Source organism: Microbulbifer regidiadema (SeqCode), from assembly GCF_052467605.1.
In genome coordinates, this window is sequence record NZ_CP174316.1 from 744,843 (window position 1) to 760,692 (window position 15,850).

Consider the following 15,850-nt stretch of genomic DNA (forward strand, 5'->3'; position numbering starts at 1 on the left):
GCTACCGGCCCCCACACCACCCATCGTGCGGGTCCGCAATGGGCGGTTCCCTATCCGTAATGAATCTCTACCCAGCGGTCACGTAAAGAAATCGTAACTATTCAGCACTAAAATACACAATTCCCAACAAAATATATTTATGAGATAATAGAGTAATCCTTAAGCCTCTTGTCTAGTAGTCAATGACATTGGAAAAAGTTGATATCAACATAGCTATTACTGATGCAGAAAATCTGTTGAAAGAAGATCAACAGGTTACGCCATCAATACGTGCAGTGATATCCATTTTGTTGGTCGTCATCAGGCTGCTGATGGCTAAAAATGGTATGAATAGTAAAAATAGCAGCATACCGCCATCACAAGATCAAAACCGCAAAAGAGAGAAAAAAACTGTAGGCAAGCGCAAAGCTGGCGGCCAATCTGGGCGTAAAGGCATCACCCTAATGCCGATCGATAACCCTGACGATATTGAGACTCTTAAACTAAATCGCCGCACTTTACCACGCGGCAATTGGAAGGACGTAGGGTACGAGCGTCGCCAAGTTATTAACCTCCAAATCCAACGCCATGTCACCGAGTATCGTGCTCAAATTCTGGAGAATGAACATGGTCAACGCTATGTGGCTGAGTTCCCTGCGGGCGTAACTCGACCAGCGCAATATGGCAGCTCGGTTAAGGCACATGCCGTTTACCTTTCAATGTTCCAGTTGCTGCCTTATGAGCGAATACAATCGATGTTTGCCGAGCAATATGGTATTCCGCTCAGTGCCGGAAGCTTGGTCAATTTCAATCGAGCTACCTGTGAACACCTAGCTCCCTTTGAAAATCTTGCTAGAAAATGGCTCAAAACCGAATCTGTAGTACATGCTGACGAAACCAGCCTCAACATGGATGGAAAGCGCCACTGGTTACATGTCCTTTCGGCTCAGAAGTGTACTTTATTTGGTTTATCGCCGAAGCGCGGGACTGAAGCTATGAATGCGATAGGTGTGCTGCCCGAGTTTAATGGCACACTGGTGCATGACCATTGGAAGCCTTATTACACTTTTGCTTGCACTCATGCGTTGTGCAACGCCCACCACTTGCGTGAACTAACCTATGCGCATGAGGAAGATGGGCAACGTTGGGCTGGCAATATGCGCAATCTACTGCTGGAGCTACGCGATGCTGTTGAGCTTGCTGGTGGTTTCCTACCGGAAGAGCAAGCCAAGCGCTGGAGAACCCGTTATCGCAAAATCCTCGGCCGTGGAAGCACCGAATGCCCGGCGCCAGTGCCGGATACAACGTCACCTCGCCGAGGGCGACTTAAGCGCAGCAAATCTCGTAATCTACTGGAACGGCTTCGTGACTATGAGGAAGATGTACTCCGTTTTATGGAGCGTGCTGAAGTACCGTTCACTAATGATCAGGGGGAGCGAGATCTTCGAATGACTAAGGTACAGCAAAAGATTTCGGGTTGCTTTCGCTCTGAAGAAGGCGCAAGAGCCTTCTGTCTTACCCGCTCTTACCTTTTGACCTGCCAGAAAAATGACATTGCCCCTGGAGAAGCATTAACACAACTATTTAATGGAGAGTGGCCTGGATTTTTACTGGAAAAATTCAAAGCTTTTGAAATTAGTGCTGAATAGTTACTTTTGGGCTAAAGCCACCGCGAGTATACAAACGCAGTATACTTGTGGACTGGTTTTAGGGTTCGTACTTTACACGAGCGAATATATTATTGAAGAGCCGGATGCGGTAGTTCCGAACGTCCGGATCTGCGTGGGGGTAGTTAGGGTAACCGGCTGTCCTACCAACATCAAATAGATAGGATATCAATGAGCGAAGTAATAATAAGAAGTGAGCTTAAGCCTGGTGATATTGGTTATATTACCTATCTTCATGGAAAGCTCTATTCAGAAGAGTTTGGTTATAATTTCACATTTGAAGCATATGTGGGAGAGCCGCTTTCACAATTTGCAAAGAGGGAAAACTCTCGTGAACGTCTTTGGGTTGTCGAATACAAAGGCCAAATCACAGGATGTATAGCCATTTGTGAGGTGTCTGAATCAGTAGCACAGTTAAGATGGTTCCTCATTGAGCCTAAACTTAGGGGAATGGGTGTTGGTAAAAGGCTTATTGATGATGCTTTATCCTTCGTCAAAGAAAAGTCCTACTCAAAAGTTGATCTATGGACTGTAAAAGGTCTGGAAGCAGCAAGGAAAATATATCTCAATAATGGCTTTAGTCTTGCAGAAGAAGTTATACATAATACTTGGGGTTCAGAAAGAACAGAGCAAAAATATTCTTTAACAATCTAAAACACGCACATAAAAAGTGGTTCAGGTGACCGCACCTGCGGCGCGTCACCTGAACCGATCGTTATAACTTAATGAGGAAATAATGGTCACCCCAATAATAATACTGGTACTACTAGTTAGCCCTTTGACTATCGCATTTCTCCGCTCCAAATTCAGTGGTCAAAAATTGGATATCGCTAAATATTCCTTCTGGGGGTTGGGAGCTGCATTCATATTTTTTTCCATCGGCCATATTGTAAAAACGCAGGGAATGGTTGAAATGTTACCCTCTTGGGTCCCATTTCGCTTAGCTTTGGTCTATCTCACAGGCTTATTAGAGGTAGTAATTGGCGTTGCACTTTTTGTGCCGAAGTATCAATCGCCCGCTGCAAAGATTGCCATAATCATATTTGTTGTATTTTTTCCAGCTAATATTTATGCAGCATTAAATAACATAGGCCTTGGTGGCCACCAGTGGGGGCCTGTGTACTTGTTAATTCGTGGGCCACTTCAATTAATATTAATAGCATGGGCTTATTTCCTTTGCGTACATGGTTATAACAAGCGCAGTCTGTCGGATTCGTACTAATGCCGCGATTTTTGCTGTGCAAAAATGTGCGCCCTCAGCACTCGCCGCAGCTGCAAGCGTTGGTGCGTCAAGCTAAGCTTGATGCTTCTTGCAGGGTGGAAGTCCCTGTCGGGTAAGGCCTGTAGTGGTCTAATACTTCCGGACACTTCGCTAAGATGGTAAAACTACCAAGTGAGGTGACGTATGACAACAAAAGGTACACGCCGGCAATTCAAGCCGGAGTTCAAGAAAGACGCTGTAGCTCTTGTCTCTGAACAAGGCTATTCGATTTCTAAGGCCGCAGAGGCTGTAGGGACCACTGCTAATAACTTGCGACGCTGGGTAAAGGAGCTGAAGCAGGAAGAGAGCGGAGTAAGGTTGGATGCAGGCGAGCGCGCTGAATTGGATCGGTTGCGACGTGAAAACAAGCGCTTGCGGATGGAGAAGGAAATCCTAAAAAAGGCCAGCGCCTTCTTTGCGAAAGAAATGAAGTAAAGTACAGCTTCATCAAAGAGCAGAAAAGTAGCTTTCCAGTTAGGATGCTTTGCCGAGTAATGCAGGTAAAAAAGAGCAGCTATTACGATTGGTGCCATCGCAGTGATAGCTCAATAGATAGCCAAACATGGCAACTATGCCATCGCTTGAAGGCCTTATTTGCAGAATCTCGGCAGAGCTTGGGAAGCCGCCGACTAATGAAGCTATTACGCAGAGAAGGCTTTAAAATTGGGCGCTATCGAGCCCGAAAGCTAATGAAAAAGCTAGGTTTGGCAGTAAAACGCAAGAAGCGTTTTGCGTTGACGACAGATAGCAAACACCAACTGCCCATTGCAGAGAATCTTCTGAATAGGGATTTTTCGCCGAGTGCTAAAAATCAAGTTTGGGCTACGGATATTACATACATCTGGACGCTACAGGGATGGTTGTACTTGGCGGTAGTAATTGATCTCTATTCACGCCGGATAGTTGGTTGGCACCTAGATCGCCAGATGGAAACGGCTTTGGCGAGTCGTGCGCTGATGATGGCCGTCAATTTACGCACACCACCGCAAGGCCTTCTACACCACTCTGATCGAGGCAGTCAGTATGCCAGCCATACCTATCAGGCGTTGCTGAAGGAGCATGGAATGGTATGTTCAATGAGCCGTAAAGGAAATTGCTGGGACAACGCACCAACAGAACGGTTTTTTAGCAGCCTGAAGCGAGAGTGGCTAACGGGAAATCTCTATGAAACAAGGGTGGACGCGACAGCAGATGTGAGAGCCTATATTGCTTATTACAACTCATGCAGAATACACACAACATTGGGGGATGTAACCCCTATCGAATTTGAGAAATGTGCTTAAAGAGGTGTCCGGTTGGACTTGACCACAACAGCCTAACCAGCCACCCGTATCGAGTGTTGCGCGTAGGGCGGAGCAGAAGGAAAAAAATATACTCATTTTTTTCTCACTGTGAACAAACTATGTGAAGCGTACACAGAGAATTCTATTGGCCATAGGGGTTATGGTGATCCTGAAGTGCTGGTATCGCTCCGATAATAAAGTGTAGTGGCATAGTAAATTTGGCCACCTGAGTTTGAGTGATATTATCACTTTCAACGAAGATCAGGTGGATAGATGGCTAGCTCAAAAAGAAAATTCAACCCAGAGTTCAAGCTGGAAGCAGCGCAACTCGTTGTTGATCAAGGATACACACTGAAGGCTGCATGTGAGGCCATGGGGGTCAGCAAGTCGACTATGGAATCTTGGGTGCGGAAGCTTCGCGCGGAGAGGGTAGGCAAGACGCCAACTGGCAACGCCTTAACGCCGGAGCAGCGGCGCATACAGGAGCTGGAGCGGAAACTGCGGTTAGTTGAGGAGGAGAAGGAAATCCTAAAAAAGGCTACAGCTCTCTTGATGTCGGACTCGCTGAAAAATTCTCGATAGTCCAGCGGTTGCAGGAGAGCCACCCTGTTCAACGCCTTTGCTTGGTATTTGATATTCATCGCAGTAGCTATCGGGCTTGGCGTAACAGGCCTACAGAGCCGGCCCCAGAGGAACTGAAGCTCCAGGCACTGGTTAAGGCTGCACATAAGGCTAGTAACGGCTCTGCCGGCGCTCGTTCTATCGCAAAAATAGTGACACAAACTGGAGTTCCACTAAGTCGCTACAGGGCTGGCCGGCGAATGAAATTGCTGGGTTTGGAAAGCTCCCAGCCCCCTTCGCATAGGTACAGGAAGGCGGAGCAAGCGCATCTTGATATCCCAAATCGGCTGAATCGGAAGTTTGACGTCGAGAAGCCAGATGCAGCTTGGGCTGGTGATATCACATATATTTGGGTGGGAACTTGCTGGGCCTATCTAGCGGTAGTGCTGGATTTGTTTGCACGAAAACCCGTAGGCTGGGCATTATCGCTGTCTCCAGATACGAGCCTGGTAAAGAAGGCGTTAACAATGGCCTATGAGTCTCGAGGTGCGCCGGAAGTAGGCTATTCAAGTTTGCCTGCGGCAAAACAGTCAATCAACGATTACATTATTGGCTACTACAGCCAAGTGCGGCTACATCAACACAACGACGGCTTGCCGCCAAATATGGCAGAAGAAAAATTTCGAGATGCTCAAAAGAGGGTGGCCAAAAATATTTGACCATTACACTCCAGTCTAAGCCTTATATAGTGTTTCTGTTCGTCAGCTCGCAGCGTTGCTAGCGGCTTCCTCCCCATAAGATCTTGCATTCTTGCAGTTGCCATTTACTAGTAGTTAGCATTTAATGGAGATCATTAATCGGTGGTCTTCCTGCAGGGGACTTTCACCCATTAGTCCATACCTATACAGGGCATACCAAGGGCTGCCTCTGATCTTGGTACTATCGCGCCGCTACGGGTGAGCTTGGCGTTAAATGTCTATGGTTACGGAGAGCTTATGTCAAACTGGTCAAACGAATTCTTGTATATTGTGGCTTTATCCAAGAAAACTCACTAGGCAATAATTCTTGGCTTTGTCTTTTTTATTAGCCTGCATTCAACTCTGAAGTGCATCAGGTATTATTTCTATAGAGTGTTGGGAGGTTGGTGGGTGTTTATTCTTGGTCTCAGGGGGGGGGTTAGGAATAGCAGGGGGATGAAAAGCAAGAATTTTTGTTGGTACCCATAATCGGTAGTGTGAGCTAATTTTTTTGCCTAGGGTAGGTGCCCCTTTGTCCTCACCTGATGGCAAGGCGATGTATTTTGGGAGGCGGTTGCTGGCGTGATAATTTATGAAAAGTATTTATTTTTAATGGAAGTTTGACTCCGGGAAATTACAAAAACGTTGGTGTTTTCTGGGTGGGTATGCATTTTATAGAAGTATTGAAGTTTAAATAGTAGATAATATAGCAATCTCAGTAAGAGCGATGTCAAAAGATGGTGCGTCCTCTGTGGGCGTTGGGAGTCAGAAATATACATGTCACATTTAGAACTTGCTAAACAGTCAATGCAAGATTTTTCAAGTGATGAGGGTGGCTACTTTGGTCATTTGGAACTTGCTAAAAAATCAATACAAGACTTTTCAATTGATGAGAGTGATTACTCTGGTCATCCTGACAATTTGAATGTTCATGGGAATGGTCAAGTATTTGTCAGAGAGGGAGGTGTTTCTGCAAAAGTCAATATTAATTTTGGGGATACTAATGGGTGCAGGGTATTTATTGGAAGAAATGTAAAGGGTATTTTTAGTGTATTCTTTAAGGGTGATAATTCTTTTCTATATATTGGTAATGGGTGTGATTTAAGGAATGTTCAGATTCGATCATTTCAAGATAATGATTTTATTGCTGTTGGAAATCGGGTGTCCACAACTTCAACTAATACTTGGATTTCAGGCAATGGCGCTGGGAATGCAAATCCTGCAATAATTATTGGCGATGATTGTATGTTTTCCTATGATATAGTTATTAGAAGCTCGGACGCACATCCAATATTTGATATATCTAGTGATCAGCAAGTTAATGAGCCTAAAGGTATAGTCCATATTGAACCTCATGTTTGGATTGGTGAGCAAGTTAGTATTCTCAAGTCAGTCAATATAGGGGCGTGTTCAATCATATCTTTAGGTGCCATAGTTACAAAAGATGTCCCCCGCTTTTCTATCGCTTCAGGTGTGCCTGCTGTTTCAAAGGTCAAGCCGAATATCTACTGGGCAAGAAATCAAACTGAGCAGGCTAAAAACCGAGCAAAGTACTTTTTTAATAAATACAAAAAAACCTAAATTGGATAGCTGGTAGCGTCTAACTACCGGCCACAGCACCCATTGTGCAGGTCCGCAATGGGCGCTTACCTATCCGTAATGAATGACTATCCAGCGATTACGCAACAAAACCAAGCTCATCTTCTTGAAGAAATTGCAGAGGAACCCAGGTCAAGATTAAGTGGTGGTAAAAAAGACAGGGTGGAGGAGAGGGTTGTTCTAGGAGTTGGCCAGTATGAAATACCGGAGCCACTTGGGCTCCGGTTTGCCCCCTAGCTTAAAGGCTAAAGGTGCGGGCAACAGAAAAGACGATACGTTCGTCAGCATTCTCTGAATCAAGCGTTGTGTTCTCGGCGGCGACATTGAAATCGAAGCCGTCCAAAGAGGTCATATATTCCACGCGGAAGTGGTTGTATGAGCTTTTGCCTTCCCAGGTCCAGTTGTCTTTGTTAACACTGGTAGAGCGGTCAGCGCTGAAGCGGATATTATGCCCCTCGGCAAACTCAAAGGTGTGGGCCAGCATCATAATATAGTGACCGCCACCCATGCCAAAGTAGTCCCAGCTGTACCAGCCATTGACTTCTGATTCACCAAGGGGAGAGCTATAGCCCAGCTTGGCGTAAGCTTCCGGGTAAGCATATTCTTTTGACCAGTCGCTATCGCCGTGGTAGGTGTAATAAGCAATACCGGTGTCCAGGCTCACTTTGTCGGTGAGCTGCATAAATTTACCGGCGTAGAAGTCCCACTCCAGGTTCGTATCGTCATCGCCACCGAAGTCCACGTTGGAGGCCCAGGTGCCGATATACCATCCGTTATCGAAGCCGTAATCCAGGCTGGCCTGTAGTGCGGGGTCGTTTTGGGTTTGGCTGACACCGTTAAAGGTGTAGTCAGTAGTCAGGTTAACCGTGGAAGACAGCTCCGCTTGGGATTGCTGGGCAAGTACCAGCAGGGAAGCGCAGGCCAGTGCAGAAACTTTTAAAGTCGATTTCATTGTTCAATTACCGCGTATTTATATTTTTTTGTGGCCCCCGCCTGAGTGGCGGGGGAATCTCAATAGTTAGCTCGCCAGTTCGATCTTGGTAAAGTCGATTTTGTTTTCTTTAGGCGAGGAGTCGATAGCTGCTACCGCTCTGAAGCGTTTCACCAGGATGTAACCCAGGCAGCAGAAGAAAATGCCAATCACCAGGGCGCCAATCCACTGGATTTGCAGGAAGTCCAGTTTGAACAGCAGGGTGAGCAGGCTCATTGCGGCCAGGTTCAGCACGAAGTATTTCCACTTGCCCAGGCGCGCAACGGTCATACCCAGGTTGTCGGTGTACAGGCGAATCAGGGAGTCCAGCGAGTTGATCACGAAGGTAATGCCCACAGTGATCATGGCCAGGTTGTAGAAACCGGTGGTATCCAGGCCCTGGCTGGAGTAGTAATAAAGCACGGTGAACCAGAGCGCGATGGGGATGGATGGGAAGATCAGCATCGCCGCCAGCACTTGGTAGGTGCGCAGGCCACCCACAAAGCGGGAGGTAAACTGGCCAATCATAATGCTCCAGGCAAACCACCAGAACAGGTAGAACTCGTGGTAGTCATTCAGCGGCAGCACGAACTGGTGGATATTGCCGAAGTAGCCGCCGAGCAGGGCGAAGGTAGAGGCGAAGTCGCCAATGCTGCCGTTTTCACCGGTAAAGGCGCCCAGCCACATTACCGCAATTAGGCCAATAAACATCCAGGTGGTTGCCAGGCTGAGGAAGCGTACGTAGCGCAGGCTGGTGGATGAGTAGACCGCAGCGGCGATAACGGCAAACACGATCAGGTAGAAGGTGCCAACAATGGTTTCACCATCGCCAACCTGGGGCAGGTACCAGGGCAGGTTGCTGAGCAGCAAATAGGCAGTAAAGGCACAGGTGCCGATAATCACTACGTTATTGATCAGTTTGACCGGGGCCAATTCAAAGAATTTAACTTTGGGTTCAATAATGCAGAAGTAAAAGCAGGTGAGGAAGTAGAAGCCCCAGATCAGGAAGGCCCAAAAACCAAATTCAATCGCGAGTGCGTTGGTGAAGCCATATTCTGGGTTGTTGGCTAGATCTGCGTAGCCAGCGAACTCGGTGAGGGGGAACATGATGAGGCCTACATCGAGGCCGGAGGTGAAAAGGATCGCTATAAAAGTGAAGGTTTTTACCGGGGTTACCCCGACCATCTTCACATTTCCCCATTTTATCAGCGAGAAAATTATTGCCGTGAAGGTAAATAATAATCCCGCAGAAAGCCAAGCTGTCATGCTGAGTCTCCAGCTAGTTATTGATATGCCGGCGCCCCCAAAGGGCGTTGCTGTGCGAGATTTGACTATCCCCGTCACAAGTGAAGGGGGCAGTCAAATCTCTGCCAGAGCGCCGGCGTAAAATCAGCTCACTGAACGCGCGGGGCGGCCAGGTCGCTGAGTGCTGGTAGCCTTGGTTGCTACCGATGCCTCGGAGGGTGCCAATACTGGGCGCCCTAAAATCAGGTCGGCAGCCCGCTCCGCCACCATAATGGTGGGCGCGTTCAGGTTGCCGTTGGGAATGGTCGGGAAGATGGAGGAGTCCACAACCCTCAAGCCCTGCAAACCGTGTACACGGGTTTCCGGGTCTACCACTGCCATTGGATCGGTACCCATCTTGCAAGAGCAGGATGGGTGGTAAGCACTCTCGACGGATTCCCGCACGAAAGCGTCAATTTGTTCATCAGTTTGGATATCGGTGCCGGGCTGAATCTCATCCCCACGGAACTCATCGAAAGCCGGCTGATTGATAATCTCGCGAGTCAGGCGCACGCAAGCGCGGAAGCCCTCGATATCCTCTTTCTCCTGTAAATAGTTGAACAGGATTGAAGGGGATTGCTTGGGATCACTGCTAACCACTTTGACCCTGCCGCGACTCTTGGGCTTGTTGTGCCCGATATGCACTTGGAAACCGTGGCCATCGAAGGCCTCGCGGCCGTCGTAGCGCATCGCTGCCGGCAGGAAGTGGTATTGCAGATCCGGCCACTCGACATCCTTCTTGGAGCGGATAAACCCGCAGGACTCGAAGTGGTTGGTGGCGCCGAGGCCGTCCTTCTTCAATATCCAGCGCGCGCCGATCAGGAACTTGTTCCAGGGATCGAGCTTGCCGTTTAGGGAAATCGGCTGGTTGCAGCGGAACTGGAAATAAAACTCCAGGTGGTCCTGCAAGTTTTGGCCGACGCCGGGGAGTTTGTGTTGGAGTTCGATACCGGCTTCTGCCAGTGTATCGGAGTCTCCGATACCGGAGAGCTGAAGAAGGTGGGGGGAGCCGATGGGGCCTGCGCTGAGGATCACCTCCTGTCGCGCCTTGAACTCCTGGGTCTTGCCCTTGCGTTCAAGTTTGATTCCGACTGCCCGTTTACCCTCCAGAATCACCTTATGTACGGTGGCGTGGGTCAATACCGTCAGGTTGGGGCGCTGCATGGCCGGTTTCAGGTAGGCGTTGGCGGTAGACCAGCGCTTCCCGTCTTTGACCGTCATATGCATGGGGCCAAAGCCCTCTTGCTGCTCACCGTTATAGTCTGCGGTGTAATCGTAGCCGGCTTCTTTGCCTGCTTCGATAAAGGCTCCATAGAGGGGGTTGGCCATTTCATTGCCGTTGTTGACCCCCAGTGGACCCTCGTCGCCACGGTAATCGTCACCGCCGAAAGCCCAGGTTTCAGAGCGCTTAAAGTAGGGCAGGCAGTGGGCATAATCCCAGCCTTCGGCGCCGTGTTGCGCCCACTCATCAAAGTCTTTGGCGTGCCCGCGTACGTAAACCATGCCGTTAATCGAGGAGGAGCCGCCGAGTACTTTGCCCCTGGGGCAATGCATACTGCGGTTATCCAAGTGGGGCTCCGGTTCAGTCGTAAACTGCCAGGCGTACTTCTCAGTATTCATGGGGATGGACAGCGCGGTGGGCATCTGGATAAAGATGCTGCGATCGCTGCCGCCAGTCTCTACCAGGAGGACTTTTTTATCTTCCTGGGCAGACAGACGGTTGGCCAGAACGCAACCGGCAGAGCCGGCGCCGACGATGATGTAATCAAACTCACTCATGCAGGATACCGCTTAAAATGGACTTTCCAGTGGTGCCAGGCCCACATACACCGCTTTCAGCTGGGTGTAGTGGTTTAGGGTCGCAAGTCCATTTTCGCGTCCGATTCCGGATAATTTGTATCCGCCCACCGGCATTTCTGCTGGGGAGGCGCCATAGGCGTTAATCCAGCAGATGCCCGCTTGCATCTGGTGAATCACGCGGTGAGCGCGGGTGATATCGCGGGTAAAGACGCCGGCGGCGAGGCCCAGGCGGGTATCGTTGGCGCGGCGAATCACTTCGTCTTCATCATCAAAGACCAGTACCGACATTACCGGGCCGAAGATTTCTTCGCGGCAGATAGTCATATCGTCATGACAGTCGGTAAATACGGTGGGAGCAACGAAGTAACCGTTGGGGGAATTCTCCGGGGAGAGGGTGTGGCCGCCGCAAAACAGGGTTGCGCCTTCCTCTTTACCCTTGTTGATGTAGTCCATCACCAGCTGCTGGTGCTTGGCAGAAATCAGCGCACCGAAGTTGGTATCCGGATTCATCGGATCGCCAGCGATAATATTTTGCTCGACACGCTCTTTCAGGCGTGCGAGGAACTGATCGTGGATGCTGCGATGGACAAATACGCGGGTGCCGTTGGTGCAGATTTCGCCCTGGGTGTAAAAGTTACCCAGCATGGCAGCGGAGACTGCCTGCTCCAGGTCGGCATCATCAAAGATAACCAGCGGCGACTTGCCGCCCAGCTCCATAGTGACTTCTTTCAAGTTGGCAGCCGCTGCGGCCATGACTTTCTTACCGGTACCCACTTCGCCGGTAAAGGAAACTTTGGCGATATCCGGGTGGTTGGTTAGCCAGGCACCCACGGCGCCATCGCCCTGGATTACGTTGAAGACACCCGGGGGCATGCCCGCTTCAATAAAGATTTCAGCCAACTTCAGAGCGCCTTTGGGGGTCTCTTCGGAAGGTTTGAAAATCATGGCGTTACCGCAGGCCAGGGCCGGGGCGGCTTTCCAGCAGGCGATTTGCAGAGGGTAGTTCCAGGCGCCGATACCGGCACAGATACCCAGAGGCTCGCGGCGGGTGTAATAGAAGTCCTCGCCGACTTGTTGCTGATTGCCCTCAATACCTGCGGCCAGGCCGGCAAAGAATTCGATGGAGTCGGCTCCGGTTACCACGTCGACAACACTGGCTTCCTGCCAGGGCTTGCCGGTGTCAGCCACTTCAATCGCAGCCAGCTCATCGTTGCGCTCGCGCAACAGGGCTACCGCTTTCAGCAGGATGCGGCTGCGCTCAATCGGAGCCATAGCAGACCACTGCGCAAAGCCGCGCTTGGCGCTCTCGATGGTTTCCGCAAGCACCTTCTCATCGGCAATCTCAACCTGGTAGCTGACTTCGTTAGTCGCCGGGTTAAAAACATCAAAGCACTCGCCGCTTTCATTCGCCAGGTAGCGGCCGTCTACAAAATTCCGTTGTGTGTCCAGTGACATCTGTCTCTCCATACTGCTTTTTAACAGAGGGTCAGTTGGTTGTTTGTTGGTGATGGGTTCAGGAGGGCGCGATGGGCCGCTCGTGGAGGTTTTCTCATCACAAAAAAAGGCCGGCCCAGCGAAGATTTTTGTCTCAAATCGCCAGGTTTCAGCCCGAGCCCGATGGTTAATCACCGGGCGATATGGCACAGAATGTAACATATTTTTAATTTGAACTCTAACTGTTGGCACCTGGCGGAGAAAAACCGATTGATCTTTGAGGTATTTGTTTTTCCGCGTATACAGCGTTATCCCTCTTTTTTAAGGGCGAAATTGCCCCCGGACTGGGGCAAAAATCTTGTTTGAACTCTATAAAAATTTTGCGATGGGGGCTGCTCTGATGATCGGACTTTCTGGTCATAAATGCCTTTTGGTGGGGCGGGAGGTCGGCTGGGGTGGGGTTGGCTCGATTGGAGGTTGGATGCTATTTCGAAGGGGTACTTGGCGTCGCTTTCTATGCCTGCCGCTATTACTGCGGGAGAGGGCTCCGGGCGCTAGCGAGTCAGGTCTCTTAAAGGGTTGTTTTTCGATCAAGGAGGATGGGGGCTACCCGTTGGGGCTCGCCTGGTCTTAGTGCGGCCTTGGTTTTGTGGGCTGGCCGAATTAGCGGGGGCTGAATGGTTTCGCCCTTGAGCCTCCATTTAGGTTGCAATCCCTTGCGCAAAATCGCCCGGGTCGTTTTGTGTCCCCTCAAAAACGTACAGGGATATTGAAGGTATGCCTGTTTCAGCGCGCCCAAGGAGATTTCTCGGTGCGGGTTAGGTTTTCGGTTCTGCGCAATCTGCAATTGGCAGGTGTTCCGTATCCGGCATTGGCATCCACCCGGCAATAACAACACCTTCGGGAAGGTTGAACCATTCACCATTGATAGCGTAGGCATCTATAATGCCGCTATTGCCGCGCCCGGGCCAAAACCCTAAATATAGGGCAATAACAACATCCATATCCTCGGGCATTCTTTCCTTACAGTTAATCCACAAATTTTACCACCGACTGTTTTTGGGGTTTTTAATATGGAGGCTCATTGGGTCCGGCGTACCTTTGAGGCCCTTGCTATTTTGTGAGGAGTTGAAAAAGTACAAGTACTGTCAGCACTCAACGTTACCATAAGATTTTTTCAGTGAGGAGTGGATTCTGGGTGCGACCAAAAGGGTGAGCCCTGGTTTCGGGTCCGTTTAGCTGAGGTAACTTGCCAGCCTAAGGGAATCCTGTCGGCTGGCAAATAGCTGCGCCATCTTTTAGGTGTGGGCTTACAGCGAAATGCCATCCAAATTAGGTAAAAACCTCTACAACCGACAGTTAATTATTTCAACTCTAAACACCTGCCTGTTCAAATTAAGATCGTGTAGTGTGTTTTTGGATCAATTTTGGCGCTCTTGTATCGATTTATCTTATAGGTTTTCTTTGAGGGCTAAGCACTCTACACGGGATTGATTCAGGTTTCAGCCTACATGCTCCGCATACCTTGGCCTAAAAAATGAAATTTTAAAGGACGTTTATTCTTTATTTTGGCTTATTTATTACTTTGAGATCAAAAATATTTAGGTGAATTTAATAGCTAAATTATTTTTGAGTGAAAAACAGCCGTTAATCAAGTTGATATCAGGGGTTGTAGGAGGCGCCTTGCCGCTGGGGGCTGCTGGCGGGTAATAAGAGTACGCCTGGTAAAAGTAGCGCCTAATCACCCCTTTGAGCCTGGATTTTGGATGGTCAGCGCCCTTGGGTGGGGAGGGTGGGGCGCTAAAACCCCCCACCAATCAATTGGCGGGGGTGGAATAAGCTAGTTGGTTTGATTGTTCATTCCTGGTGGGGTAAGTGGTCGGCGAGCAAAACTGGCTAGATAGAATACGATTAACCCTAGAGCGATACCGGGTAAGCCTTCATAGATCATCCCGTGGAGTTCTAGTGCTCGCCAGGTAATTGCAGTCGTAAAGCCTACGATTACTGCTGTAATAGCAGTGGCTTGTGTAGGCCTGCCACCAAAGCACAATACCAATAATAGGGGAGCGAAGGCGCTGGCCAGGCTGGACCAGGCAAAAATCACCAGGCTGAAGACGCTTTGGTTGTTGGCGAGTGCCAGCAATAGCGCCGCTCCAGTAATGGCAACCGTAACGAGCTTAAGGAGCCAGGTCTTTTCAATTTTACGGGGGAGGATGTCGTGGGTAATGGCCGCAGAACAGCTGAGAAGTAGTGAGTCGGCAGTCGACATGGTTGCAGCAAAAATACCGGCTAGGATCAAGCCTACCAGGGTGGGGGGTAGTAGCTCTATAGCCATCGTTGGCAGTGCGAGTTCAGCATCAAAATTTCCACTGTCCGCAATAAATACCTTAGACAGCAAGCCAACTCCAGTAGCCATGCAATAGAACAGAATAAACCACAGATAATACCAGCCTCGAGCGCGATGCATCTTGCTGGAGTCGCTCAGGGTCATAAACCGTATCATCACGTGGGGCTGGCCGATAACAGATAGCCCGGCGAACCCCCAGCTGATAACAAATACAGCAACACCACTCCAGCCAGAAAAGGCCAACCCCTTGGGAAGCCAGTCAGTAAATCCTTCAATGGCCTGCATCTGTGCTATCGCACTGGGTATTCCCCCCAGGTTGGCAAGTGCAATGGCTAAAAGCGTGCCCATGGCACTGATCATAACGATCGACTGTGCCGCATCAGTCCATATGGAGGCGCGGATGCCCCCAGCCAAGCAGTAGAGGCAAACCAATAATGCGCCAACTACAGCTCCGGACCAGAGAGGCCAGTCGAGCAGGACGTGTAGCGCCTTGCTACCAGCAACTAGCTGAGCCGATGCGTAGATTAGTAGAAATAGTAGAGAGATGGTGCCAATAAGGCGCTGTAGAGTGGAATGCTTTTGCCCATACCAATTACTGAGCGCGCCGGCATAGCTAACCTCGCCACTTGCACTTGTGGCACACCTCAACCGCTTATGCACATAAAGAGACGCAAGGAAGTCACCGGCAATCCACCCTACCATCAACCAGACTGAGGCCAGTCCGGTTAGGTAGGTATAACCAATTACGCCAATAAACATATAGCCGCTGTTGTTGGTTGCCACGGCCGATAGACCAACTAGCCAGGGGGAAACGCCACTACTGGCAAGGTAATAGTCTGCCTTGGTAGCGCGGCTAAATAGTGCGGAGGATATCCCTACCAGGGTAAATAGGAGTAGAAAACCAATAAATGAATAAACCACCAGGGCC

The 15,850-nt window shown here is 49.6% G+C and carries 11 protein-coding genes and 1 pseudogene; 6 read left to right on the top strand and 6 right to left on the bottom strand.

Annotated features, from left to right (window positions below; translation table 11 throughout):
- The first annotated feature begins 182 nt into the window (after positions 1-182).
- From tnpC to ACJJIF_RS04105, 6 genes and pseudogenes are all read left to right on the top strand, one after another.
- Complete coding sequence (tnpC, locus tag ACJJIF_RS04080; RefSeq protein ID WP_444930968.1) at positions 183-1,628, top strand: IS66 family transposase; 1,446 nt, start codon at positions 183-185, stop codon at positions 1,626-1,628.
- A gap of 189 nt (positions 1,629-1,817) precedes the next feature.
- Positions 1,818-2,300, top strand: coding sequence for a GNAT family N-acetyltransferase (locus tag ACJJIF_RS04085; protein WP_444930969.1), 483 nt, complete (start codon positions 1,818-1,820; stop codon positions 2,298-2,300).
- A 124-nt stretch (positions 2,301-2,424) separates the two neighbouring features.
- Complete coding sequence (locus tag ACJJIF_RS04090; RefSeq protein ID WP_444930970.1) at positions 2,425-2,868, top strand: DoxX family protein; 444 nt, start codon at positions 2,425-2,427, stop codon at positions 2,866-2,868.
- A 183-nt stretch (positions 2,869-3,051) separates the two neighbouring features.
- A protein-coding gene (locus ACJJIF_RS04095; protein ID WP_444930134.1) for an IS3 family transposase occupies positions 3,052-4,190 on the top strand; the annotation gives its coding sequence in 2 pieces (ribosomal slippage) (positions 3,052-3,301 and positions 3,301-4,190; 1,140 coding nt in all).
- Positions 4,191-4,463: 273 nt separating this feature from the next.
- Positions 4,464-5,470: pseudogene (locus ACJJIF_RS04100) on the top strand (IS3 family transposase).
- 795 nt (positions 5,471-6,265) lie between these two features.
- Positions 6,266-7,069: an acyltransferase gene (locus ACJJIF_RS04105; protein WP_444930971.1), complete on the top strand. Its 804-nt coding sequence runs from the start codon at positions 6,266-6,268 to the stop codon at positions 7,067-7,069.
- A 256-nt stretch (positions 7,070-7,325) separates the two neighbouring features.
- Here the strand turns inward: ACJJIF_RS04105 and ACJJIF_RS04110 are convergent, their stop codons facing one another.
- From ACJJIF_RS04110 to ACJJIF_RS04135, 6 genes are all read right to left on the bottom strand, one after another.
- On the bottom strand, positions 7,326-8,039 hold the full coding sequence (locus tag ACJJIF_RS04110; RefSeq protein WP_444930972.1) for a TorF family putative porin: 714 nt from the start codon (positions 8,037-8,039) through the stop codon (positions 7,326-7,328).
- 66 nt (positions 8,040-8,105) lie between these two features.
- Complete coding sequence (locus ACJJIF_RS04115) at positions 8,106-9,323, bottom strand: BCCT family transporter (RefSeq protein WP_444930973.1); 1,218 nt, start codon at positions 9,321-9,323, stop codon at positions 8,106-8,108.
- A 123-nt stretch (positions 9,324-9,446) separates the two neighbouring features.
- Positions 9,447-11,120: a choline dehydrogenase gene (gene betA, locus ACJJIF_RS04120; RefSeq protein ID WP_444930974.1), complete on the bottom strand. Its 1,674-nt coding sequence runs from the start codon at positions 11,118-11,120 to the stop codon at positions 9,447-9,449.
- A gap of 12 nt (positions 11,121-11,132) precedes the next feature.
- Entirely contained in the window at positions 11,133-12,596 is a 1,464-nt protein-coding gene (betB, locus tag ACJJIF_RS04125) for a betaine-aldehyde dehydrogenase (protein WP_444930975.1), read from the bottom strand.
- A gap of 797 nt (positions 12,597-13,393) precedes the next feature.
- Positions 13,394-13,615 (bottom strand): DUF551 domain-containing protein, encoded by a 222-nt coding sequence (locus tag ACJJIF_RS04130; RefSeq protein ID WP_444930976.1) that lies wholly within the window; start codon positions 13,613-13,615, stop codon positions 13,394-13,396.
- Between the two features lie 800 nt (positions 13,616-14,415).
- A complete protein-coding gene (locus ACJJIF_RS04135; protein WP_444930977.1) occupies positions 14,416-15,843 on the bottom strand; it encodes a sodium/proline symporter in 1,428 nt (475 codons plus the stop codon).
- Positions 15,844-15,850: the final 7 nt, after the last annotated feature.